This window comes from Mesorhizobium sp. B264B1B (assembly GCF_020165765.1).
Classification (GTDB): domain Bacteria; phylum Pseudomonadota; class Alphaproteobacteria; order Rhizobiales; family Rhizobiaceae; genus Mesorhizobium.
The window spans coordinates 348,474-371,873 of sequence record NZ_JAIUIS010000005.1; the positions used below are offsets into that span (position 1 = coordinate 348,474).

Annotated in this window: 18 protein-coding genes; 13 read left to right on the plus strand and 5 right to left on the minus strand. The window is 63.8% G+C overall.

Features of this window, described 5'->3' with window-relative positions; genetic code table 11:
* Positions 1–15 precede the first annotated feature (15 nt).
* The 11 genes from LB547_RS13205 to LB547_RS13255 all read left to right on the plus strand — a co-directional run bounded on the left by LB547_RS13205 (position 16) and on the right by LB547_RS13255 (position 13,925).
* Positions 16–1,404: an ATP-binding protein gene (locus LB547_RS13205; RefSeq protein WP_318012534.1), complete on the plus strand. Its 1,389-nt coding sequence runs from the start codon at positions 16–18 to the stop codon at positions 1,402–1,404.
* A 187-nt stretch (positions 1,405–1,591) separates the two neighbouring features.
* Positions 1,592–2,029 (plus strand): hypothetical protein, encoded by a 438-nt coding sequence (locus LB547_RS13210; RefSeq protein ID WP_140762578.1) that lies wholly within the window; start codon positions 1,592–1,594, stop codon positions 2,027–2,029.
* Between the two features lie 127 nt (positions 2,030–2,156).
* Positions 2,157–3,311, plus strand: a complete 1,155-nt coding sequence (gene ccmI / locus LB547_RS13215; RefSeq protein ID WP_140762575.1) for a c-type cytochrome biogenesis protein CcmI — start codon at positions 2,157–2,159, stop codon at positions 3,309–3,311.
* Between the two features lie 14 nt (positions 3,312–3,325).
* Complete coding sequence (gene ccmE / locus LB547_RS13220) at positions 3,326–3,769, plus strand: cytochrome c maturation protein CcmE (protein WP_140494692.1); 444 nt, start codon at positions 3,326–3,328, stop codon at positions 3,767–3,769.
* Between the two features lie 29 nt (positions 3,770–3,798).
* Positions 3,799–5,790 carry a heme lyase CcmF/NrfE family subunit gene (locus LB547_RS13225; protein ID WP_140494690.1) on the plus strand — a complete coding sequence of 664 codons (1,992 nt, stop codon included), beginning with the start codon at positions 3,799–3,801 and terminating at the stop codon, positions 5,788–5,790.
* Entirely contained in the window at positions 5,787–6,254 is a 468-nt protein-coding gene (locus LB547_RS13230) for a cytochrome c-type biogenesis protein (protein ID WP_140517973.1), read from the plus strand. Before LB547_RS13225 ends, LB547_RS13230 begins: the two co-directional genes overlap by 4 nt.
* 135 nt (positions 6,255–6,389) lie before the next feature.
* On the plus strand, positions 6,390–7,934 hold the full coding sequence (locus LB547_RS13235) for a Do family serine endopeptidase (RefSeq protein WP_140517974.1): 1,545 nt from the start codon (positions 6,390–6,392) through the stop codon (positions 7,932–7,934).
* Between the two features lie 341 nt (positions 7,935–8,275).
* Positions 8,276–8,950, plus strand: a complete 675-nt coding sequence (locus LB547_RS13240) for a response regulator transcription factor (protein ID WP_181175065.1) — start codon at positions 8,276–8,278, stop codon at positions 8,948–8,950.
* 8 nt (positions 8,951–8,958) lie between these two features.
* Positions 8,959–10,434, plus strand: coding sequence for a sensor histidine kinase (locus LB547_RS13245; protein WP_140580859.1), 1,476 nt, complete (start codon positions 8,959–8,961; stop codon positions 10,432–10,434).
* Positions 10,434–13,394 (plus strand): bifunctional [glutamine synthetase] adenylyltransferase/[glutamine synthetase]-adenylyl-L-tyrosine phosphorylase, encoded by a 2,961-nt coding sequence (locus LB547_RS13250; protein ID WP_140494679.1) that lies wholly within the window; start codon positions 10,434–10,436, stop codon positions 13,392–13,394. The genes LB547_RS13245 and LB547_RS13250 overlap by 1 nt, the downstream gene beginning before the upstream one ends.
* Before the next feature lie 51 nt (positions 13,395–13,445).
* Positions 13,446–13,925 (plus strand): hypothetical protein, encoded by a 480-nt coding sequence (locus LB547_RS13255; protein ID WP_140517977.1) that lies wholly within the window; start codon positions 13,446–13,448, stop codon positions 13,923–13,925.
* Between the two features lie 44 nt (positions 13,926–13,969).
* On the opposite strand, the gene LB547_RS13260 is transcribed toward LB547_RS13255, so the two are convergent.
* Entirely contained in the window at positions 13,970–16,294 is a 2,325-nt protein-coding gene (locus LB547_RS13260; RefSeq protein WP_140494675.1) for a PAS domain-containing sensor histidine kinase, read from the minus strand.
* Between the two features lie 243 nt (positions 16,295–16,537).
* Here LB547_RS13260 and LB547_RS13265 point away from each other — a divergent pair, with 243 nt between their 5' ends.
* Complete coding sequence (locus LB547_RS13265; protein WP_140762572.1) at positions 16,538–16,951, plus strand: hypothetical protein; 414 nt, start codon at positions 16,538–16,540, stop codon at positions 16,949–16,951.
* A 101-nt stretch (positions 16,952–17,052) separates the two neighbouring features.
* On the opposite strand, the gene pepN is transcribed toward LB547_RS13265, so the two are convergent.
* Positions 17,053–19,698, minus strand: a complete 2,646-nt coding sequence (pepN, locus tag LB547_RS13270) for an aminopeptidase N (RefSeq protein ID WP_140520711.1) — start codon at positions 19,696–19,698, stop codon at positions 17,053–17,055.
* A 282-nt stretch (positions 19,699–19,980) separates the two neighbouring features.
* On the opposite strand from pepN, the gene LB547_RS13275 reads away from it, so the two are divergent.
* Positions 19,981–20,883, plus strand: coding sequence for a DMT family transporter (locus tag LB547_RS13275; protein ID WP_224655920.1), 903 nt, complete (start codon positions 19,981–19,983; stop codon positions 20,881–20,883).
* Between the two features lie 9 nt (positions 20,884–20,892).
* Here LB547_RS13275 and LB547_RS13280 read toward each other — a convergent pair whose 3' ends face one another.
* The 3 genes from LB547_RS13280 to LB547_RS13290 form a co-directional block, all read right to left on the minus strand.
* On the minus strand, positions 20,893–21,696 hold the full coding sequence (locus LB547_RS13280; protein WP_140517980.1) for a helix-turn-helix domain-containing protein: 804 nt from the start codon (positions 21,694–21,696) through the stop codon (positions 20,893–20,895).
* 48 nt (positions 21,697–21,744) lie between these two features.
* On the minus strand, positions 21,745–22,617 hold the full coding sequence (locus tag LB547_RS13285) for a uracil-DNA glycosylase (protein WP_140762567.1): 873 nt from the start codon (positions 22,615–22,617) through the stop codon (positions 21,745–21,747).
* Positions 22,618–22,726: 109 nt separating this feature from the next.
* Entirely contained in the window at positions 22,727–23,371 is a 645-nt protein-coding gene (locus LB547_RS13290) for a hypothetical protein (RefSeq protein ID WP_140517982.1), read from the minus strand.
* Between the last annotated feature and the right edge of the window lie 29 nt (positions 23,372–23,400).

Consider the following 23,400-nt stretch of genomic DNA (forward strand, 5'->3'; position numbering starts at 1 on the left):
CCTACCAACCCAACCGTGAGCAAGCGGCTCTCGCTGCGCCTGTGGCCGCGCTCGCTGACGTTCCGCGTCATCGCCTTTTCCACGGTCTGGGCGATCCTGACCCTCATCGTCATTTTCACCCTCATTACCACGCTCTACCGCCAGGCCAGCGAGCGCGGTTTCGACAGCCTGCTTTCTGCGCATCTGTTCAACCTGATCGGCTCCATCGGCATTTCCGACACCGGCGCGCTCACCGGCGCTCCGGATCTCGGCGACCTCCGCTTCTCGGAACCGAATTCGGGCTGGTACTGGTCCGTCGAACCCGCTTCGGAAGGCGTGCACGGCAATCTCCACTCATCGTCGATGACCAGGACGATCCCGTCGCCCGATGTGGCGGACGTTCCCTTCAACGCCAATTTCCAGCGCAGCTACGCGGCGCAAGGCATCGATGGCGAGGAGTTGGTCGTGTTCGAGAGCGAATTCGTTCTCGATGCCAAGAACCGCGCCGCCCGCTTTCGCGTCATGGGCAACAAGACCGAACTGGAACAGGAGATCGCCACCTTCCAGCGCCGCCTCCTGACCTACCTTTCCCTGTTCGGCGTCGGCATGATCGCCATCAACGCCATCGCCATCCTGCTCGGCCTGCAACCGCTACGAAGGGTCAGGAACGCGCTCGCCATGGTGCGCGAAGGCACCGCGCAAAGACTTGACGGCCAGTTTCCAGCCGAGATTGAACCGCTTGCCAACGAAACCAATGCCTTGATCGAGAACAACCGGCGTATCGTCGAGCGCTCGCGGACTCAGGTCGGCAATCTCGCCCATTCCCTGAAGACGCCGCTGGCGGTGCTGCTCAACGAGGGGCGGGCGCTTGGTGGCGCCAAGGGGCAACTGATCGCCGAACAGGCCGCTTCCATGCAGAAGCAGGTCGATCACTATCTCCAGCGCGCCCGCGTCGCGGCGCAGCGCGACAGCGTCGTCTATCGCACGCCGATAGCGCCGTTGGTGCAGCGCATGGTCAGGGTCTTGCAGAAGCTCAATCCGCAGACCAACCTGTCGTTGTCGCTGCCGCCGATCGAGATCGTCTTTGCCGGCGAGCGCGAGGACCTCGAGGAGTTGCTCGGCAATCTGCTCGAAAACGCGATGAAATGGGCGAAGAGCGCGGTTTCGATTTCCGTCGTTCCCGTGGGTGACAAGGACGACAACATGTTCGAGATCGCCATCGAAGACGACGGACCGGGCATACCCGAGGAAAAAGCGCGCGAAGCGTTGAAACGCGGACGACGCCTGGACGAGACCAAGCCGGGCACGGGTCTCGGCTTGGCCATTGTCGCCGACCTCGTCAACGAGTATGGAGGCATACTGCTGCTCGAACGGTCCGGCATGGGCGGATTGAAGGCGGTAGTGCGATTGCGGAGCCTTCAGTGATGCCTTTCCCCGGCCGATCGACATTGACGGGCTGGGCATGTTATGGCGGCGCACCGATTGGCTCCGTAGCGGGCCCAACGGCCAAATTTCCGACAAATATCAACATTATAGGCTCGCCGACTTCTCCGATGACGCGGCCCCCGGCTCATCCATGACAGGCTCCAGCTCAAGAAAACCGGTTGTTGGCATGAAGATTCGCGTCGCGCTTGTTTCCGCATTGATGGCCGTTTCTGGCTGCACCACCTTGGGCGGCAAGGCTCCCACCATCGCTGCGACGCCGGCCTCGACGCCATCCGGCGGCGGCAAAGTCGCCACGACGATTATCTCTGCGATGGGCGGCGGCCTCATCGGCGGGTCGATCGGCAGCGGGCTTAGCGACGCCGAAAAGCGCAGCGCGCTCGAGGCTGAATACAAGGCGCTCGAATACACCACGAGCGGCCAGAAGGTGACGTGGAAGGGCACCCAGGCGTCTCGTTATGGCGAAGTGGTTCCGGCTCAGCCCTACCGCGTCGGCTCACAGGACTGCCGCCAGTACACGCAGACCGTCTTTATCGGCGGGGCAGGGGTCACGGCGCGTGGAACGGCTTGCCGCAACGCCGATGGCAGTTGGACGCCGCTCACCTGACAGGCTAGCCGGTCCATTTCGGACCCGGCCGGTTGATGTCGATGAAGGATATGCGGCGCGCCCGCCGTCAAAGCGTCGCAGTATGCTTGTGTTGGCAGGGCAAGGCTCTGACGTTATTGGAAGAACCATGCTGTTCTGGGTCATAGCCGCAATCCTAACGCTGGGCGCCAGCCTGGCGGTGCTGCTGCCGCTGGCCGGTGGCGCCAGAAGCGCGTCTTCGAGCGGCGAGCACGATCTGGAAGTTTATCGCGATCAACTGTCCGAACTCGACCGCGACGCCGCCCGTGGCCTGATCAAGCCTGCCGAAGCCGATGAGGCGCGCGCCGAGATCGCCCGGCGCATCCTTCGCCTCGACAATGCGGACCAGGCCGGCAGCGCATCCGTCGGACGCACATCCGTCGCGACGCGGCTTGTCGCCACCGCGGCCGTGCTGGCGGTGCCGCTGGTCAGTTGGGGCCTCTACATCAACATCGGCTCGCCTGATCTGCCCTCGCAGCCGCTCAGCGAGCGCTTGGCCAAGAATCCGGCCGACAGCTCGGTCGACGAACTTGTGGCTCGCGCCGAAGCCCATCTTGCCGCCAATCCGTCCGACGGCAGGGGATGGGACGTGCTGGCGCCGGTCTATCTGCGCATGCAGCGCTTTTCCGACGCGGTCGCCGCCTATCGCAACGCCATTCGCCTCGACGGCGACAGCGCTGTTCGCCGGGCCGGTCTCGGCGAGGCGATCGCCAGCGCGGCCGGCGGCATCGTTTCGGCGGATGCCCAGGAGGCCTTTGAGGCGGCCCTGAAACTTGACCCGGCCAATGCCAAGGCCGGCTTCTACCTGGCTATGGCCTTGGCGCAGGAGGGCCGCAGCAAGGAGGCGGCCGCGGCCTGGCAGGCGATGCTGGGCACGCTGCCGAAGGATTCGCCATGGCGCGGCGCGATCGAGCAGGCGCTGGCCAAGTCCGATAGTTCCGGCGCCGGCAATGCAGGCGTCGCTTCGAGCGAGCCGGCAAACGGACCGACCGCAGGCGATATCGATGCCGCTTCATCGATGTCGCCGCAGGACAGGGAAGCCATGATCAACACCATGGTCGCCGGGCTCGACGAGAAGCTGCGGCAGAATCCGCGCGACCCGGAAGGATGGATGCGGCTCGTTCGTTCCTACATCGTGCTGGGCAAGGCCGACCAGGCGCGCGAGGCGCTGAGCCGAGCTATTGCCGTCTTTGGAGCCGACAGTGACGAAGCCAGGAAATTCACCGCTTTTGCCGCTTCGCTCGGCCTGACGGCGACGCAATAGGGCTGGACCGGACAATGACACGCAAACAGAAACGATTGTCGGTGATCGCGGGCGGCCTGGCCTTCCTCGGCGCCGCCACCGGCCTGACATTCTATGCGCTCGGCCAGAAGGCGTCCTATTTCTACATGCCCGCCGATCTGGCCACGGCGACGGTTCAGCCGGGCCAGCGCATCAGGCTGGGCGGCCTGGTGGAAAAAGGCACGATCCAGCGCGGGCAGGGGGCGACAGTGGCGTTTTCTGTGACCGACACCCATAAATCGGTCAAGGTCACCTATACAGGCATCCTGCCTGACCTATTTCGCGAGGAGCAGGGGGTCATTACCGAGGGCACGTTCGGCCCGGATGGCGTCTTTGTGGCCGACAGCGTTCTGGCCAAGCACGACGAGCGCTACATGCCCAAGGAAGTGGCCGATGGGCTGAAGGCCAAGGGCGTTTGGCAGGAGAGCAAGAGTGAATAGGCAGGCTCGATATAGCCGGGTTGGCGATCATGGTTGAGACCGGACATTTCGCGCTGGTCCTGGCCTTCGCGCTGGCGCTGGTGCAGACGGTGGTGCCGCTGTTTGGCGCCCGCACCAACAATCAGCGCCTGATGGCGGTCGGCGCTCCCGTCGCGATCACCGGCTTTGCCCTGACGGCGCTGTCCTTCGCCGCACTGGTCAGCGCCTATGCGAGCTCCGATTTCTCGGTCGCCAGCGTCTGGGAAAATTCCCATTCGCTGCAGCCGATGATCTATAAGATCACTGGAACCTGGGGCAATCACGAAGGCTCGATGCTGCTCTGGGTGTTGATCCTGACCTTCTTCGGTGCGCTGGTCGCCGCCTTCGGCTCCAACCTGCCGGCGACGCTACGCGCCAACGTGCTTGCCGTGCAGGGTGCGATCGGCGCGACATTCTTCCTGTTTATCCTGGCAACGTCCAATCCCTTCGCCAGGCTTTCGCCGGCGCCCATCGAAGGGCGCGATCTCAATCCCATTTTGCAGGATCTCGGCCTCGCAGTGCACCCGCCACTGCTCTATCTCGGCTATGTCGGCTTCTCGATCTGTTTCTCGTTCTCGGTAGCCGCGCTCATCGACGGACGCATCGATGCGTCCTGGGCGCGATGGGTACGGCCGTGGACCCTGGTGGCCTGGATGTTCCTGACCGGCGGCATCGCCATGGGCTCGTACTGGGCTTATTACGAGCTCGGCTGGGGCGGCTTCTGGTTCTGGGATCCGGTCGAGAACGCCTCCTTCATGCCGTGGCTGGCGGGCACCGCGCTGCTCCATTCGGCCATCGTCATGGAAAAGCGTTCGGCACTGAAGATCTGGACGCTGCTGCTCGCCATCCTGACCTTTTCACTGTCGTTGCTCGGCACCTTCCTGGTGCGTTCGGGCGTCCTGACCTCGGTGCATGCCTTCGCCACCGATCCGACGCGCGGCATCTTCATCCTGTGCATACTGACGTTGTTCATCGGTGGATCATTGACGCTGTTTGCACTGCGTGCCTCGAGGCTGACGGCCGGCGGCCTCTTTCATCCGGTTTCGCGCGAAGGCGCGCTGGTGCTGAACAATTTGTTCCTGACCACGGCCACCGCCACCGTACTCGTCGGTACGCTCTATCCGTTGGCCGTCGAGGCCCTTTCGGCCGACAAGATTTCGGTCGGCGCGCCGTTCTTCGACCTCACCTTCGGACCGCTCATGGTGCCGTTGCTGGCCATGGTTCCGTTCGGGCCGCTGCTGGCCTGGAAGCGCGGCGACGTCTTCGCCGTCGCGCAGCGCCTGATGGCGGCCTTCGCGGCGGCGCTTCTGGCAACGCTGGTCACCGCCCTGTTCATCAACGGCGCTTCGGTATTCGCAGCCCTTGGCGTGGGTCTTGCCGTCTGGCTGATCCTCGGCGCTCTCACCGACCTCGCTGTCAAGGCGGGGTTCGGCAATGTGGCTGCGAGGGTCATGGTCAGGCGCCTGCTCGGCCTGCCGCGCTCGGTCTTCGGCACAGCGCTTGCCCACCTCGGTCTTGGCCTGACCACGCTTGGCATCGTCGGCACGCTTTGCTTCGGCACCGAGAAGATCCTGTCGATGCATGCCGGGCAAACCGTCGAATTGTCCGGCCACACTCTGCGTTTCGTCGGGCTCCATCCGGCGCAGGGACCGAATTACAGCGAGGATCGCGGTCGCTTCCAACTGATCGGCGTCGGCGGCAGTCCGGTTGGCGAAATCAGCTCGGCCAAGCGCTTCTATCCGGTACGCCAGACGACGACGACGGAATCAGGCATCAGGACGATGGGCCTTTCGCAGCTTTACATTTCGCTCGGCGACGAGGGCAATGACGGATCGGTCGTGGTGCGCCTGTGGTGGAAACCGCTGGTGACGCTGATCTGGGGCGGCGGTCTGGTCATGATGGTTGGTGCGGCCATGTCGCTGATGGACAGGCGCCTGCGCGTCGGCGCACCCTCGCGCCGCCGCAAGCAGGCCGGCGCCATGAGCCCCGCGGGCCTGCCATGAAGGCGAAGTTGTCCATCGCGTCGCTCGTGATGGTGCTGGCGCTGTCCTTTGCCGGCACGGCGCTGGCGGTGAAGCCCGACGAGATGCTTGCCGATCCGACGCTGGAAGCGAGGGCGCGAGCGCTGTCGGAAGGGCTGCGCTGCATGGTCTGCCAGAACCAGTCGATCGACGAATCCGATGCCGACCTTGCCCGTGACCTGCGCGTTCTGGTGCGCCAGCGCCTGGTCGCTGGCGATACCGACAAGCAGGTGATGGACTATGTGGTTTCGCGCTACGGCGAGTTCGTGCTGCTGAAGCCGCGCTTCGACCTGCGCAACGCTCTGCTTTGGGGCACGCCGGTGATCCTGCTTTTGGCCGGCGGCCTGTTCGTCGTGATCAGCGCGAGATCGCGTCGGACACTGGCGACAAAATCCCTCTCCGCCGACGAGCGGGCGGCACTGGAGGCGATCCTGCGCCGCGATTGAGCGCAGGCGGCGATCGTTCGCCAACATTACCAAAGTTTCATGCGTCGGAAATGGCGTCGTAATGTACGCCGCTCTAATTCTCTTCCTCAGGATGCCGACAAGGCGCGTCCCTTCGAAAAGAGGATACGAGACCCCATGAATATTGCTCCCAATTCATATTCCCGCACCCGCAAGCGTCTCCTGGCTGCCGTCGCTTCCGTCGCCGTTGCCGGCGCGATCGGCGTTGGTGCGTTGACCAGCGGAACCAGCCCCGTTCTGGCCGATGCCGTGCGCGTCGAGGCGCCGCAGGTCCCCAGCTTCGCCGATGTCGTCGAGCGCGTTTCGCCCGCCGTGGTCAGCGTCAAGGTCAAGGCCAAGGTCCAGCCCACCGCCGATGACGGCTCCGACGGCCAGGACGGTTTCGACAATTTGCCCAACAATCCGCAGCTGCGCCGCTTCTTCAAGGAATTCCGCGGGTTTGGCGATCAGGGCGGCCAGAACGACGATGGCCACCGCCGGTTCGGGCATCGTGACCGCGGTAATGGCGAGCCGCGCCCGGTGGCTCAAGGGTCGGGCTTCTTCATCTCCGAGGATGGCTATCTCGTCACCAACAACCATGTCGTCGAAGAGGGCACCGCCTTCACCGTGGTGACCAATGACGGCAAGGAACTCGACGCCAAGCTGGTCGGTACCGACCCGCGCACCGACCTCGCGGTGCTCAAGGTCGAGGGTGGCGGCAAATTTACCTATGTCGACTTCGCCGACGACTCCAAGGTTCGGGTCGGCGATTGGGTCGTGGCCGTCGGCAACCCCTTCGGTCTCGGCGGCACCGTCACCGCCGGCATTGTCTCGGCGCGGGGCCGTGACATCGGCGCCGGTCCCTATGATGATTTCATCCAGATCGACGCCTCGGTCAACCGCGGCAATTCTGGCGGCCCGACCTTCAACCTCAGCGGTCAGGTGGTCGGCATCAACACCGCTATCTTCTCGCCTTCCGGCGGCAGCGTCGGCATCGCCTTCGACATTCCTGCCTCGACCGCCAAGCAGGTCGTCGAGGATCTGATGAAGAGCGGTGCCGTGCAGCGCGGCTGGCTCGGCGTCGAGATCCAGCCGGTCACATCAGATATCGCCGAATCGCTCGGCCTGAAGTCCAACAACGGCGCACTGGTATCCAGCGCACAGGACGACGGCCCCGGCAAGAAGAGCGGCATTACCGCAGGTGACGTGATCACCCAGGTCGACGGCAAGGATGTTGCTTCGCCGAAGGAGCTCGCCCGCCTGATTGGCGCCTATTCGCCGGGCAAGTCGGTTGACGTCACGGTCTGGCGCGACGGCAAGAGCCAGAGCGTCAAGGTCGAGCTCGGCAAGCTGCCTTCAAGCGACAAGCAGGCCTCGGCCGACGACAAGCCTGCGGCTCCGGCCAAGGCCGATACGCTCGCCGATCTCGGTCTGACCGTCACCAAATCCGAGAACGGCAAGGGTTTGGTGGTGACCGATGTCGATCCCGACAGCGATGCCGCCGACCGTGGCATCCAGCCGGGCGACATCATCACCGCGGTCAATTCGATGGAAGTCAACGGCACCGACGACGTCACCAAGGCCATGGACGAAGCGGTGAAATCCGGGCGCAAGGCTGTCCTGATGCAGATCACCCGCGACGACAACAACCGCTTTGTGGCGCTGCCCGTCGCCAAGGGCTGACAACGACTTTTCCAGTGCGGCGGTTTCAAACACCCCCGAGCCGCCGCACGGGAAGTATGGAGCCGAGCACGTTAGTCAGTCATCGTGCTCCCCTCCGGCGGCAGCGGGCTTCCCATCGCCCGCTGCCGCACTCACCCGCAGACCATGCGCTCAGGCTGAGCGAACAAGCGGAGCGCTTTGGTGGCAACGGCATGCCGGCAGCATGCTGGGACAGTAACACCAGAGAACCAAGACTTTATCGCGCGCGGCCTGGATCATCTTGATCGCGATGCGCTTTGGCGAAGGCTAAAATGCAGATGCCGGCTACTCAATCTTCCAGCGAAATCGCGTATAACGGTCCTATGAAGATTCTCGTCATAGAAGACGATCGCGAGGCTGCGGATTATCTGCAGAAAGCCTTTACCGAGGCCGGGCACACCGCGCATGTCGCAGGTGACGGCGAGACCGGCTTCGCGCTCGCCGATGCCGGCGACTACGACGTGATGGTCATCGACCGCATGATGCCGCGCCGCGACGGCCTTTCGGTCATCGCCGGCCTGCGCTCCAGGGGGAACGCCACGCCGGTGCTGATCCTGTCGGCGCTGGGCGAGGTCGACGATCGGGTCACCGGCCTACGCGCCGGCGGCGACGATTATCTGACCAAGCCCTATGCCTTTTCCGAGCTGCTCGCCCGCGTCGAGGTGCTGAACCGCCGGGCCAGCGCCAAGGAAGCCGAAACCGTCTACCGCGTCGGCGATCTCGAACTTGACCGGCTTTCGCATTCGGTCAGGCGCGGCGGACGCGAGATCACGCTGCAGCCACGCGAGTTCCGCCTGCTTGAATATCTGATGCGCCATGCCGGTCAGGTGGTGACGCGCACCATGCTGCTCGAAAATGTCTGGGATTATCATTTCGATCCGCAGACCAACGTCATCGACGTCCATGTCTCGCGACTGCGCGGCAAGATCGAAAAAGGCTTCGACAAGCCTATCCTGCATACGATTCGCGGCGCCGGCTACATGCTTAGGGCCGGTTAGGCGGCGGCATGGCCCTTTCCGTGCCTGCCATCATGAAGACGACGGCTGCGCGGCTCTCGGCGCTCTATCTCCTGCTCTTCGCACTCTGCGCCGTGCTGCTTGTCCTCTACATGACCTCGCTTTCGGCGCGCATGCTGACCGCGCAGACGCAGGAGACCATCAACGACGAGGTGCTCGGCCTTGCCCGCGCCTACCAGCGCGGCGGCCTGCCGGTCCTGGTGCGCGTGGTGGAGCAGCGCTCGCGCCAGCCCGGCGCCAATCTCTATTTGATCGCCGACGCCAACGGCCAGATCCTGACCGGCAACGTGCAGAGCCTGGAGCCGGGGGTGATCGAAACCGAAGGCTGGACGACCGAGCCGTTCTCCTACCGTCGTTTCGGCGAAGGCGAGCTCGACCGGCAGCGCAGCACACCTTCCGATCAGACCACGCCCCAAGCCGGCGATACGGCGGTCCGATCCGAAGGCGAGAAGGGCCACAATGCGATCGCCCTGGTGCTGCGCCTGCCGAACCAGATGATCATGCTGGTCGGCCGCGATCTGGGCGAACCTGAGCGGTTCCGCGCCGTCATCCGCCGCTCCCTGATGCTGGCGCTCGGCATGATGGGGCTGGGCGGGCTGTTGATCTGGTTTTTCGTCGGCCGCGCCGCGCTGAAGCGCATCGATGGCGTTTCGGAAGCCAGCCGCCGCATCATGGGCGGCGATCTTTCGGGCCGGCTGCCGGTGACCGGCGCCGGTGACGAATTCGACCGGCTTTCCGAGAACCTCAATGCCATGCTGGCCAGGATCGCCATGCTCAACGAGGGGCTGAAGCAGGTTTCCGACAACATCGCGCATGATCTGAAGACGCCGCTGACCCGGCTGCGCAACCGCGCCGAGGCGACGCTTTCGGGCAAGCACAAGACGTCGAACTACCGCCAGGCGCTGGAAGGCACCATCGCCGAGTCCGACCAGCTCATTAAGACCTTCAACGCCATCCTGATGATCTCCCGGCTGGAGGCGGGTTATTCCTCCGAAAGCACCAGTCGCGTCGATCTGGCCGCAGCCGTGCGCGATGTCGTCGAACTCTACGAGCCGGTGGCGGAAGAGGCTGGCGTTTCGCTCGAAGCCGCGGTCAATGGCGCATTCCTTGTCGACGGCAACCGCGAGCTGATCGGCCAGGCGCTGTCTAACATCGTCGACAATGCGATCAAGTACTCGACCGATTCCACCTCCAAGCCGACTGTCCGCGTGACGCTCGAACGCACGCATGGCGAAATCAGGCTTGTCGTCGCCGACAATGGCCAGGGCATTCCGGACGATGCCGATCGCGCCCGGGCGACCGAACGGTTCGTGCGGCTCGAGAAGAGCCGTTCCCAGCCAGGTTCCGGGCTTGGCCTCAGCCTCGCAAAGGCGGTCATGACATTCCACTATGGCCGGCTTGATCTGTTGCCTGGTAATCCCGGATTATCCGTGGTCATGAGTTTTCCCGCGCGGGAGGATCATTGATGGCGGCGGCTGCAAAGCGGACGGCGAAGGACTGGCTGTTGAAGCCCGCGGCAAGGCTTGCTCCTCTGGACGACAGCCGGGCCCGGCAGGAGCTGGCCGAGATCGCCACCTTGGCACGCGAAGAAGGATTGACACGGCTGGCGAAATTCCTGGCTGGAACGGGTGAGGCGCAGGACTTCCTGGCCGCTGTCTTCGACCTGTCGCCGTTCCTGCGTGACATGGCGCGTCGCCGGCCGCAGATATTGGATGGGCTTTTCGACCAGCCGGTCGAGGCCCGGCTGAAGGCGATCATCGTGGCGATCGACCGGGCATCGTTCTCCGAGACGATCTCCGAATCCAGATTGATGATGGAACTGCGGCAATGGAAGGCCGATGCGCATTTCCTGATCGCGCTGGCCGATCTGGCCGCCGAGGCCGAGACCTCGCTTACGGTGCGGCGGTTGAGCGACCTTGCCGATGCGTGCACGCGCGCCGCCGTCGATTTTCTGCTGCGCGACGCGCATGGCCAGGGCAAGCTGAAGTTGCCGGATCCCGCCAATCCCTCGAACCGGTCGGGCTGGATCCTGCTCGGCATGGGCAAGCTTGGCGCGCATGAGCTCAATTTTTCCTCCGATATCGACCTCGTGGTCTTCTTCGACCCGGAAGCGTCGGCCGTCGTCGATCCGCTCGATGCGACGGAGCTGTTTTCGCGGCTGACGCGCCGTCTGGTGCGCATCCTGCAGGACCGCACCGAACATGGTTATGTCTTCCGCACCGACCTCAGGCTGCGTCCCGATCCCGGTTCGACCCCGCTGGCGATCCCGGTCGAGGCGGCGCTGCGCTACTACGAGGCGCGCGGCCAGAACTGGGAGCGCGCTGCCATGATCAAGGCGCGTCCTGTGGCCGGCGATCTGGACGCCGGCACCGCTTTCCTCAAGGAGCTCCAACCTTACATCTGGCGCAAATACATGGACTATGCCGCGATCGCCGACGTCCACTCGATCAAACGCCAGATCCACGCCCACAAGGGGCATGGCGAAATCGCGGTCAAGGGCCACAACGTCAAGCTCGGGCGCGGCGGCATCCGCGAGATCGAGTTCTTCGTCCAGACGCAGCAGCTCATCGCCGGCGGCCGCTTCCCGGAACTGCGAGGCCGCGAGACCGTGCCGATGCTCGGCCAACTGGCCGCGCGCGGCTGGATCACCGCCGAGGCACGCGACGCACTGGCCCGGCAATATTGGTTCCTGCGCCGGGTCGAGCATGCCATCCAGATGGTGGCCGACGAGCAGACGCACACCCTGCCGGAGGATGATGAAGGGCTGGAGCGAATCGCGCGCATGCTGGGCTTTGCCGATGCGGCTGCTTTTTCCCTGGGCTTCCGCGCCTCGCTGCAGCAGGTCGAACGTCACTACGCGGCGCTGTTCGAAACCGCGCCGGAGCTTTCGGCAGGCATCGGCAATCTGGTCTTCACCGGCGACGTCGACGACCCCGATACGCTGCAGACGTTGCACGGTCTCGGCTTCCAGCGAACGAGCGACATCTGCCGCGTGATCCGTGGCTGGCATTTCGGTCGCTACCGCGTCACCCAGTCGGCTGAGGCGCGCGAGCGACTGACGGAACTGACGCCGGCGCTGCTCAAGGCTTTCGGCCAGACGCGTCGGGCCGATGAGGCGTTGATCCGTTTCGACGAGTTCCTCGCCGGCCTGCCTGCAGGCATCCAGCTCTTCTCGCTGCTCCAGTCCAATCCGGCGTTGCTGAAGCTTATGGCGACGATCATGGGCGCCGCGCCACGACTGGCCGCGATCATCACGCGCCGGCCACATGTGTTCGATGGCCTGCTCGATCCCGCTCTTCTCACCGAATTGCCGGATCGTGGCTATCTATCGGCACGGCTTACCGCTTTCCTCGAAGGCGACCGCGCCTATGAGGACGTTCTCGATCGTTTGCGCATCTTTGCCTCCGAGCAGAAATTCCTGATCGGCGTGCGGCTGCTCGCCGGCTCGATCGATCCGGCCCGCGCAGGCCGCGCCTTTTCTGACCTGGCCGACCTCACCATTGAGGCCGCGTTGCGCGCGGTTATGGCCGAATTCGAGGCGCGCCATGGTACAATCGCCGGCGGCGTGGTTTCGCTGCTCGGCATGGGTAAGCTCGGCAGCCGTGAATTGACGGCGGGGTCGGATGTCGACCTCATCCTGCTCTACGATCACGATGCGGACGCCGAGGAATCCGACGGTGAAAAACCGCTGGCGCCCTCGCATTACTACACCAGGATGACGCAGCGCCTCATCTCGGCCGTTTCCGCGCCGACCGCGGAAGGCGTGCTCTATGAACTCGACCTGCGGCTGCGGCCGTCCGGCAACAAGGGGCCAGTGGCCACCCACGTCGACGCCTTCAAGAAATACCAGCGCCAGGAGGCCTGGACCTGGGAGCACATGGCGCTGTCGCGGGCGCGCGCCATTGCCGGAGATGCCAGGCTCTGTGCCGAGGTCGAAGCCGACGTTGCGGCGGTGCTCGGGCAATTGCGCGACGCAGCAAAGGTGAAAGCGGAAGCGTCCGACATGCGCGCCATGATCGAAAAGGAAAAGCCGCCGCGCGACCTCTGGGACATCAAACTCATTGCCGGCGGCCTGATCGATCTCGAATTCATCGCCCAGGTGGCCGTCGTCACGGGCAATGTCGAGTCCGGCCGCAGGGTCACGGCAACCGCGGAGGTATTGTCGCGCCTTGCGCCACAATTCGCAGCCGCCGATGTCAGGGAGGAGCTTAGCGAGGCCTACCGCCTCTATCTGGCGCTGACCCAGATGATCAGGCTTTGCCTCACCGGCCAGTTCGAGCGGGACGATGTGCCGCCGGGGCTTTCGGATCTGCTTCTGGCGGTCACCGACTTGCCGGATTTCGGTGTGCTGGAAGCACATCTCAAGGAGACGTCGCGGAAGGTCAGGAAGGATTTCAACCTTCTGCTTCGTGCCGGGCGGCCGTGATCAACGGCCGTGCGGATCGCATCGGGGGTGACGATGCAACAGGAGAAGACCATGAGAAAGACAACCAAGCTCGCGTTCGCCTTCATCGCGTTGGCAGGAGCCGTCGGCACTGCGGCCTATGCCGAGAACATCGACAGCGCAAACATGCGTGAGCGCACGATGATGCGCCTCAACAAGGCGATGAAGGACAATGACGGCACCATCAGCTTCGACCAGTTCTCAAGCGTCATGGATTCGCGGTTGAAGAAGCTGGTCGCCGACAATGGTGGCAAGCTCACGGTGGAGCAGCTCACCGCAGCGCTGGAAAAGGCCCGCTTCGAGCACATGGCCAGGCGCATCATCGCGCGTTACGACAACAAGGGCGACGGTACGCTGACGACGGACGACATCGCCAGTCGCGACAAGAAGCTCTTTGCCCTGCTCGACAAGAACAACGACGGAAAGATCAAGAAGGGCGAACTGCCAAAGGGCGGCCGCTTTGGCTTACACCGTCAGTGGGATGACGAAGGCGACGACGGCAGCATGCAATAACGCCTTCCGGCACGGGCTTCGGCGACATCGCCGGAGCCCGTTGCTTAAGCCGCGACCTTGACCACGGGCGTCGCCTTCTTCACCGGAATGCGCACCGACACGATCGTGCCGACACCTTCGGTTGAGCGGATTTTCAGGGCACCGCCTTGCAGTTCGGCCAGAGAGCGCGAGATGGCGAGGCCGAGGCCGGACCCGGCATGGCTCTTGGAGAACTGGTTCTGCACCTGTTCGAAGGGCCGTCCGAGCTTGCCGAGCGCCTCCTTCGGGATGCCGCAGCCATTATCCTCGATCGTCAGCACCAGCGCCCCTGAGGTATTGCGGGCCCTGACCGATATGTGGCCGCCCTGGCCGGTGAATTTCACTGCGTTGGACAAAAGGTTTATGACGATCTGCTTGATCGCTCGGCGGTCGGCAAACAGCGTCAGCGCGTCGGCGATGCGGGTCTCCACGGTGATCGCCTTCTGTGCGGCCTGCAGCGAGACGACCCTGACCGTCTCGCTGATCAGCGGGCCGAGATCGATCTCTTCGCGGTCGAGCGAGAATTGGCCGGCCTCGATTTTCGACATGTCGAGAATGTCGTTGATGACGCCCAGGAGATATTTGCCACTGCTGTTGATGTCGGTGGCGTATTCCTCGTAGCGCTCCGATCCCAGCGGGCCGAACAGCCCCTGTTCCATCAGCTCGGAGAAGCCGATGATGGCGTTCAAGGGCGTGCGCAGTTCATGCGACATGTTGGCCAGGAATTCGGACTTGGCCCGGTTCGCCGCTTCGGCGCGCTCGGTTTCCTTCATGTATTTGCGGTTGAGCTCGACCAGTTCGCGCGCGCGCTCCTCTTCGGCCCGGCGGGCGAGGCTGAGATCGTGTATGGTCGCCATCAGCCGGCGCTCGCTGTCGACCAGCTTTTCTTGATGCAGCTTGATCTGGGTGATGTCGGATCCGACCGAGACAATGCCGCCGTCGCGGGTTCTGAGTTCGTTGACCTGCAACCAGCGGCCGTCGGCCAGCTGCCGTTCGAACGTCGCGCCGCCCTGCGGTCCATTGCTGTTGGCAAGCCGCCGATCGGAAGCGAAAGCGAGCATGCGCTCTTCCAGCGTGGCGCGCACGGCGCCTGGCATCACGTCACGGTCCGAAAGGCCATTGTCCTTCTGGTATTTGGAATTGCACATGATCAGCCGCTCGGCGGCATCCCACAGCACGAAGGACTCGTTGATGTTCTCGATCGCCGTCCTCAGGCGCAAATCGGCTGCCTCGGAACGAAGCGCCAGGTGACGCTGCTCGGTGACGTCGACGGCGATGCCGATCAACTGGATTTCGGGTGCTTCCGGATCCATGACCTGCGCCCTTGCGCGCATCCATACCCACTGCCCGTCGGCATGCCGCATCCGGAACACCTGATCGATATGATCGATCTCGCGCGCGACGATCTTGTTGGCGAGCTGGAACAAGTCGCCATCATCGGGATGGATGATCTCGTCGACCTCGCCGAAGGACAGCATCGTGTCGCATGGCTCGTAGCCCAGCATGTCGTACATCGAGCGCGACCAATACATCTTGCCGCGCACCATGTCCCAGTCCCACAAGCCGCAGCGGCCGCGTACCAGCGCCATGTCGATGCGTTGATGCGCTTCGAGATAGATGCGGTCGGCCGCCTGCGCGCGCGCCGCCTGGCCGAAATAGGCATAGAGGATGATGATCAGCACGCCGGCCGTCAGTACGAACAGCGTCACATTCAGCGAGACTGTCTTGCGCCAGGCGTCGAAAACCGCGTCCTGCGGCACCAGCGCCGCTGCCGCGCCTTTGCGACCGTTCGTCAGGCTGACCGCTGCATACCAGTCCTGCCCGCCAATATCGACCTCCATCACTCCGGCGCGGTCGCCGAACATGAACAGAGGCTGGCCGCCCTGGGCGAGGCTATCCAGCGAACGGCCTTGCCAGGACATCGAGCGCGGCGTCACCGCGGTGATCTTGAAGGCGCTGTCGGTGATGACAAGAACGTGGCCGCGGCTCATCGCGCCCTGGCGGCTGGTCGTTTCCAACAGGTCCTGGATGGCGCCCGGCGCGGTGTCGGACGTGGTGGCCAGCGAACTCGCCAGTTGACCGGACGCCAGCATCAGGATCGCCTTGGCGTTGCGCTCGATATCGTCGCGTTCGTTCATCAGCGACAGGACGCGCAGCGCCGCGATCGCGATCAGGAAGATGACGATGAGAGCCGGTATCGATCGGCGCAGCAATGGCTCCGCCGCCAGAAGCCGCTTGTAGGCCGGTTCGGCGATGAGCCGCGTATTCCCGGCAAGGCCGTCGCCTCGCGGCGTCTCGCGACGCGCAAAAGCTATCCCTCCGGGCGCGCCCCACGCGTCCGCCTTCGCCATAAATGGCACTCCCCGATTTGCCTATGCTTGATGATCCGGCAAACGCCGCACTTCCGAATCGCCATTAAAGAATCAAAGGTGATTCGCCTTGTCCAGTGGTCCGGCGAAAAAAGATTAAAAATCGACTAAAATAGCGGCTTTTCCGCCAACCGAGCAGAGGCATGCGATGGCGATTACCGTGGAAAGGGAATAATATTAGAAATCACGCATATTCCGTGCGGGATTGCACATTGGGAGGAAAGCATGAATCGCAGAACTGCAATTGCTCTCGGCGTGTCAGCGGCAGCGGTAACGCCTTTGTTCGCCCTGGCGGCGTCGGTAAAAACGAGGACATACGGCCCGAAGGAGGGCAAGGAGATTGCGCCCGGCATCAGAGTGGTGGAGGTAGGCACGGGAAACTCAGACATTCCTGCCTACAAAAGCATCTCAATCGTCGATGTCGTGTTTCAGCCCGGCACACATGCGCCGGCGATGGTGATGGACAACGACATGGTATGCACCATCACTGCGGGCGAATTCACGATCAAGAAGGCCGACAGGGAGTTCAAGCTCAAGGAAGGCGACATATACACTTGCGCCAAGGGCAAGACCGACGAGGCGACGAATACGAGCGCCGAGGTCGGCGTGCATCGCATCGCCATGTTGATACCCGCGTAGGGAGGCGGGAATCCGTTCGAGCAGCAGAAGCACAGCCTGACGGGCCGGTGGCGTTGCCTTGGCATTGCCGCCGACCACCATGGTGGCCGCTTGGGTCTGGCTCACGCCAGCGTACGCTCGACGATATCGCTTAAATCCGCCGACAGGTTTTCGGCATTGGCAATCGAAAGCAGCGCTTCCCTGGCCTTGGCCTGCCGGCCAGGTTCGAGCGAACGCCACGACCGGAGCGCCGTTGCCAACCTTGCCGCCACCTGCGGATTGCGTTTTTCGACCTCGAGCACGGTCTGCGTGAAGAATCGGTAGCCTTCGCCGTCGGCGCGGTGGAATCCGGTCTGGTTGGCACTGGAGAATGTGCCGATCAACGAGCGCACCCGGTTCGGATTGGCCATCGAGAAGGCCGGATGCGTGGTCAGGGCGCGAACCGTCTCCACCGCCTGCGGACCGGGTACGCTGGCCTGAATCTGGAACCATTTGTCCATCACAAGCGGGTCGGACGCATATGTCGCTTCGAAAGCCGCCAGTGCCTTGTTTGCCTCCGGCGAACCATGGTGGCGGTGCGCGAGCACGGTCAGTGCCGCCGCGCGGTCAGTCATATTGGTGGCCGACCGGAAGTGCTCCGCCGCAAGCCCGGCGCCATCTGACAGCAGCGAGAGATAATCGAGCATGACGTTGCGCAGCGCCCGCCGTCCGGCGGAAGCTGCGTCCGGGCTGAACGGGCCGGCGTCGGCAAGCCGCTCGTAGAGGCCGGCGAACGCGTCGCGGTTAGCCCTGGCGATTGCCAGCGCCAGCGCCTCGCGCGCAGCGAAGATGGCGTTGGGTTCGATGTTTTTGCCGATGTCGCGCGCTATGTCGGTCTCGCCCGGAAGCGAAAGCGCCAGCGCCCGGTAGGCCGGCTCCAGCGTCTCGTCGCTCGCGATCCTGCCGGCAAGCTCGGTCAGCCGCGCGGTGAAGCCAGGCTCGGCGCCGTCGAGAATCTGGCGGAAGGCCAAGATCAATGCATCCGTAAGCAGCGTGTTGAAGGTCTGCCAGCGCGAGAAGCTGTCGCTGTCGTGGCCGGCAAGGAAGAATTGGTCATCGGTCTTCTGCTCGACGGCAAGCGTTATCGGCGCCGAGAAGCCGCGGTTCAGCGAAACCGCCGGACGCTCGGCGACGCCTGAGAAGCGCACCACATGCCGGCGCTTGCGGATGTGGATGATGCCGTCCTCGACGCTGGCGCCGTCGACCGTGTCATAGGCGACCGGCTCGCCACCGGCGCCAATCAGACCGAAGGCGAGCGGTATGTGCATCAGTCGTTTGCGGCTTTCCGACGGGGTCGGCGGCACCGATTGCTCGATTTCCAGAGTGAATTCCCGCTCCGCCCGGTTATAGGTCGAGCTCACCGCCAGGTTAGGGGTGCCGGCCTGATGGTACCAGAGCGCGAATTGCGACAAGTCGCGGCCGGACACCTCCTCGAACACTGTCAGGAAATCCTCGATCGTCGCCGCCGTGCCGTCGTGCCGCTCGAAATAGAGGTCCATGCCGGCGCGAAAGCTATCAGGCCCGAGGATGGTACGGATCATGCGCACCACCTCCGAGCCTTTTTCGTAGACGGTCGCCGTGTAGAAATTATTGATCTCGCGATAGCGGCGCGGCCTGACCGGATGCGCCAGCGGCCCCTGGTCCTCGGGGAATTGATGCGCGCGCAGCGTGCGCACCTCGGCGATGCGCTTGACCGCACGCGAACGTTGGTCGGCCGAGAATTCGTGGTCGCGATAAACGGTCAGCCCTTCCTTCAGGCAAAGCTGGAACCAGTCGCGGCAAGTGATTCTGTTGCCTGTCCAATTGTGGAAATACTCATGCGCGATGATCGCCTCGATATTGGCGAAATCGGCGTCCGTCGCGGTCTCTCGGTCGGCCAGCACGTATTTGTCGTTGAAGACGTTGAGGCCCTTGTTCTCCATCGCGCCCATGTTGAAGTCGGACACGGCGACGATGTTGAAGACATCGAGGTCGTATTCGCGGCCGAATGCCTCCTCGTCCCATTGCATCGATCGCTTCAAGGCATCCATGGCGTAGCCGGCGAGCTTCTCCTTGCCGGGCTCGACATAGATGCCGAGCTCGACCGTGCGGCCGGACATGGTAACGAAACTGTCGGCGACCCGGCCGAGATTGCCGGCGACCAGCGCGAACAGATACGATGGCTTGGGGAAGGGATCGTGCCAAATGGCATAGTGCCAGCCATCGCCGAGATTGCCCTTGTCGACCGGGTTTCCGTTGGACAGAAGCAGCGGCGCCTCGTCGCGGCGGGCTTCGATCCGCACGGTGTAGACGGAAAGGATGTCGGGGCGGTCGAGGAAATAGGTGATGCGGCGGAAGCCCTCTGCTTCGCATTGCGTGCAATAGACGTTGCTTGAGCGGTAGAGGCCCATCAGCGCTTCATTGCCCGACGGCGCCAGCTCGGTCTCGATCGACAGCCGAAAGCGACGCGCCGCCGGGGGCCTGAGGATGGTCAGTCGGTCGGGCGTCACGGCAAAATCCGTCGGCTTGGCTTTCCTGCCGTCGATCTCGACGCGCCTGAGCGTCAGCCCGTCGCCATCCAGCACAAGCGGCGTAGAGGCCGCGACGCCATCCCGGCGCTCGACGGTCAAAATTGCCGTGACGATCGTCGCGCCTGGCGAAAGACGGAATTCAAGGTTCGTTTCCGGAATGAGATAGTCGCTGGGGCGATAGTCTTCGAGTTTGAAGACCTGGCCAGTGTCGGTGCGCATTCCTTGGTTCCTGTCTTTCCGGGCCTGTCCTGCCCGTCCAAAATTTTGAAGTCCGCGCTCTTTACACGAACCGGCGGCTCGACAAAACTGCGACAAGGTCTATTCAGACCTTCCTTTCCAGCATCGCGAGGCAGTCATGGCCGCCGTCTACGACGTCAGGCATATCGAGAGACCGGCAACGCCGGCGCGCACCTGGGCAACGACGAGGGAAGCGGCGGGAGCGTGACAGCAGGCCGCGACAACAGTGACAATACCGTAGGGCACAACACGCTCACCGGCATTATGCTGAAGATCGTCTCGGTGGCGGTCTTCGTCGGCATGTCGACCTGCATCAAGGCGGCGGGCACTGTGCCGGCGGGACAGATCGTCTTCTTCCGCTCCTTCTTCGCTATCTTTCCGATCATTGCCTTTCTGGCTTTGAAGGGAAATCTCGGCACGGCTTTCAGTACAAGCCGTCCGTTCAACCACATCGCGCGCGGCGTCGTCGGCGTCTGCGCCATGGGGCTCGGCTTCTTCGCGCTGACGCGGTTGCCGCTGCCAGAAGCAATCACGCTGAATTACGCCCAGCCACTGTTGGTGGTGGTGTTCAGCTCGATTTTCCTCGGCGAAGCCATTCGTGTCTATCGCTGGAGCGCGGTCGCCGTCGGCCTCGTCGGTGTGCTGATCATCTCCTGGCCGGAGCTGACGCTCCTGAGTTCCGGCGAGGCGCTCGATGACCAGGAGGTGCTCGGCGTCATCGCCGCATTGATAGCGGCGGCGATTTCGGCCGTCGCCATGCTGCTCGTGCGCAATCTCGTGCAAAGCGAGCGCACCGCCACGATCGTGCTTTGGTTTTCGGTCACCGCGAGCGTCATGGCGCTGCTGTCGCTGCCGTTTGGGTGGCAGGCGCTGACGCCGCGGCAGGCGGTCCTTCTTGTCGCCGCCGGCTTCTGCGGCGGCCTTGGCCAGATCCTGATGACCTCGGCTTACCGCCATGCCGAGGCATCGGTGGTGGCGCCGTTCGAATACACCTCGATGATCCTCGGCGTCTTGGTCGGCTATCTCGTCTTCGGCGATGTCGCCACGCTGAACACGCTGACCGGCGGTCTGATCGTCGTTGCCGCCGGCATCTTCATCATCTGGCGCGAGCGTCAACTCGGCCTGGAACGCACCCGCACGCGCAAGGCCGCCCCGCCGCAGGGGTGATCAGCACCGTTAGGCCCGCTCTTTCGCCAATCTTACCAGCGCCGTCCGCGTCTGCTCGTCGGCCGGAAAGAAGGACTCGATCGCCAGCTCCGACAGCGTCACGTCCAGCGGCGTGCCGAACACGGTGATGGTGCTGATGAACGACAGCACCTGATCCCCATGGGCAAGCCGCAGCGGATGCACGATGCCGCTCGGCTCGACCCGCGCCGGCCGCCCACTCTTCAGGCCGGAGGGATAACCGCGCAACTCACGCTCCAGTTCGATCAGCACCGGATCGCCTGACGCGTCGTTCTGGTGCTTCAGGCGTTCCAGCAGGTGCGCCCGCCACTCCGCGAGATTGACGATGCGCGGCGCGACACCTCCAGGGTGCAGGCTGAGCCGCAGCACGTTGACTGGCGGCTTGAGCAGCGAGGGCTCGGAAACGTCGGCCAGGAACGGCCCAATGGCAGTGTTTGCCGAAACGAGGTTCCAGTGCCGGTCCACCGCGAGCGCCGGGAACGGCTCGTGCCCTCGAAGCACCGTCTCGACCGCCGCCATGGCCGGTGCCAGCGAAATGTCGGTCAGCGGCCTTTCGCTGAAGCTCGGCGCAAAGCCCGCCGCCAGCAAGAGCTGGTTGCGCTGGCGAAGCGGGATCGAAAGCTGCTCGGCCAGGTGTAGCACCATGTCGCGCGAGGGCGCGGCCCGCCCGCTCTCGACGAAGCTCAGATGCCGCTGCGAGATATCGGCTTCCGTGGCGAGGTCGAGCTGGCTCATCCGGCGTCGCGTGCGCCATTCACGGATGAGGCTGCCGGCGGAGGTTTGAGGAGATATCATGAGGGCATGGTTAGGGCGACGGCAGGCGCATTTCAATTATCCGCGAGGTCATGGAGAGGTGAGCGCTCTTAGCTTCGCCTTCACCTCGAGAAAATCCCGCCAAGCCAGCTTCTTGTGCGCCGGCGTCCTCAATAGATAGGCCGGGTGCAGCGTCGGCATCGCCGGAATAACGACGCCGGACGCTGTCGTGTGGGCGCGCCAGTTGCCGCGCAGCCGCAAGATGCCTTCGCTTGTATTCAGAAGGGTTTTGGCCGAGGGCCCGCCGAGATTGACCAGCACCTTCGGCTTGACCAGTTCGATCTGCCTTTCAATGAACGGCCGGCAGATCTCGGTTTCGTGCGGCGTCGGCGTGCGGTTTCCCGGCGGCCGCCAGGGGATGACATTGGCGATGTAGACGGATGTCCGGTCTAGCCCGATCGCGGCCAACATGCGGTCGAGCAGCCGGCCGGAGCGGCCGACGAAGGGCAGGCCTTCTATATCCTCGTCACGGCCGGGCGCCTCGCCGACCAGCATCACCGATGCATCCGGGTTGCCGTCGGCAAAGACCAGGTTCTTGGCGGTGAACTTCAGGTTGCAGCCGTCAAAAGTCGACATGTGCTGGCGAAGCTCGTCCAGCGTCGAGGCAGCCGAGGCCAATTCACGCGCCAGCGCCGCCTGCGCCTCGTCGGGTACCGCCGAAATGGGCGGGCGCGCCGGCGGAGCGTTAGGCACGGCGCTCGCATTGAGACGCGGTTGGGCGGGCCGCTCCGGTGCTCTGCTATCGCTCGGCGCGGCAGCCGGCATCCGCTCCGCCGGCTTGGGCGCGGCTTCCGCGAAGCGGTTCACCGGCGCGTCCTCCAACGCCTCGTCGACGCCCGCGCTGGCATAGAAGGCGAGCAGCTCGGCGATATCAGGTCGGCTGTTTGGGGAAGCGGCAGTCATGGCGCCACCATCGTTCGACTGGTCGCATATTGCAAGTTGGTGATTGGGGACATTGGCACAACCGGGCAATGACGGCCTGTCTGTGGCAGCGTCATACGCTCACCGCAACCTAACCCGTCGGTATGCGCGGGTCCTGCACCAGATAAAAGGTCCAGCGCGGCGTATAGTCGGTGATCAGGAATTCGAACCTGGCGGTCTTTAGCGGGTCGACCTTGCCGTTCTTGAACAGCAGACGGTCATACGGTTCAAAATCGCGGTCGAAATCGGCAAAATTGCTCGACCAGATATTGTCAGGCGTCTTGTTGCGCTGGTCGAACGAAAGCCCGTCGCCGAAGACGCTCGGCTGATTCAGGACCTCCTGAAGCTCGAACTGGAATTCGATCCAGGCCTGGCCGCTGTTGTTGAGCACGTCCAAGCGCAAATACATGATGCCGTTGGCGAACTCGCCCGCCTTGCCGAACGCCTGGATCGGCTTGGTTGCACGGATGGTCAACGTCACCGGCGTCGCTGAATTCAGCTCTTCGGTGATGACGAGCGGATCGTCCTTGGTGCCGGTGCCGGAAGCGCCGGTGATTTCGAACCCGCCAAGCTCGTCGGAGAAGGAGTAGGCACCGGTGGCCCAGACCTTCACCTCGTCTGCAAAGGCATGGACCGGCGCCAGCAGGGGGAGGGCCGAAAGGAACGCCCGGCAGGCCCTGCCGGGCGTCGATGGGAAGCGCGTTGATGAGAAGCCGGCTGGCCCAGGAATGCGCATGGTGTGAAGTATGGCCGATAAGCAAGCCG

What these genes read in the sequence shown, in the direction of transcription:
- ccmE (WP_140494692.1), top strand. Translation starts at nt 3,326, where the DNA reads ATGACACGCAAACAGAAACGATTGTCGGTGATCGCGGGCGGCCTGGCC.
- LB547_RS13290 (WP_140517982.1), bottom strand. Translation starts at nt 23,371, where the DNA reads ATGCGCATTCCTGGGCCAGCCGGCTTCTCATCAACGCGCTTCCCATCG.
- LB547_RS13230 (WP_140517973.1), top strand. Translation starts at nt 5,787, where the DNA reads ATGAAGGCGAAGTTGTCCATCGCGTCGCTCGTGATGGTGCTGGCGCTG.
- LB547_RS13225 (WP_140494690.1), top strand. Translation starts at nt 3,799, where the DNA reads ATGGTTGAGACCGGACATTTCGCGCTGGTCCTGGCCTTCGCGCTGGCG.
- ccmI (WP_140762575.1), top strand. Translation starts at nt 2,157, where the DNA reads ATGCTGTTCTGGGTCATAGCCGCAATCCTAACGCTGGGCGCCAGCCTG.
- LB547_RS13280 (WP_140517980.1), bottom strand. Translation starts at nt 21,696, where the DNA reads ATGATATCTCCTCAAACCTCCGCCGGCAGCCTCATCCGTGAATGGCGC.
- LB547_RS13275 (WP_224655920.1), top strand. Translation starts at nt 19,981, where the DNA reads ATGCTGAAGATCGTCTCGGTGGCGGTCTTCGTCGGCATGTCGACCTGC.
- LB547_RS13235 (WP_140517974.1), top strand. Translation starts at nt 6,390, where the DNA reads ATGAATATTGCTCCCAATTCATATTCCCGCACCCGCAAGCGTCTCCTG.
- LB547_RS13250 (WP_140494679.1), top strand. Translation starts at nt 10,434, where the DNA reads ATGGCGGCGGCTGCAAAGCGGACGGCGAAGGACTGGCTGTTGAAGCCC.
- LB547_RS13260 (WP_140494675.1), bottom strand. Translation starts at nt 16,294, where the DNA reads ATGGCGAAGGCGGACGCGTGGGGCGCGCCCGGAGGGATAGCTTTTGCG.
- LB547_RS13285 (WP_140762567.1), bottom strand. Translation starts at nt 22,617, where the DNA reads ATGACTGCCGCTTCCCCAAACAGCCGACCTGATATCGCCGAGCTGCTC.
- LB547_RS13255 (WP_140517977.1), top strand. Translation starts at nt 13,446, where the DNA reads ATGAGAAAGACAACCAAGCTCGCGTTCGCCTTCATCGCGTTGGCAGGA.
- LB547_RS13240 (WP_181175065.1), top strand. Translation starts at nt 8,276, where the DNA reads ATGAAGATTCTCGTCATAGAAGACGATCGCGAGGCTGCGGATTATCTG.
- pepN (WP_140520711.1), bottom strand. Translation starts at nt 19,698, where the DNA reads ATGCGCACCGACACTGGCCAGGTCTTCAAACTCGAAGACTATCGCCCC.
- LB547_RS13210 (WP_140762578.1), top strand. Translation starts at nt 1,592, where the DNA reads ATGAAGATTCGCGTCGCGCTTGTTTCCGCATTGATGGCCGTTTCTGGC.
- LB547_RS13245 (WP_140580859.1), top strand. Translation starts at nt 8,959, where the DNA reads ATGGCCCTTTCCGTGCCTGCCATCATGAAGACGACGGCTGCGCGGCTC.
- LB547_RS13265 (WP_140762572.1), top strand. Translation starts at nt 16,538, where the DNA reads ATGAATCGCAGAACTGCAATTGCTCTCGGCGTGTCAGCGGCAGCGGTA.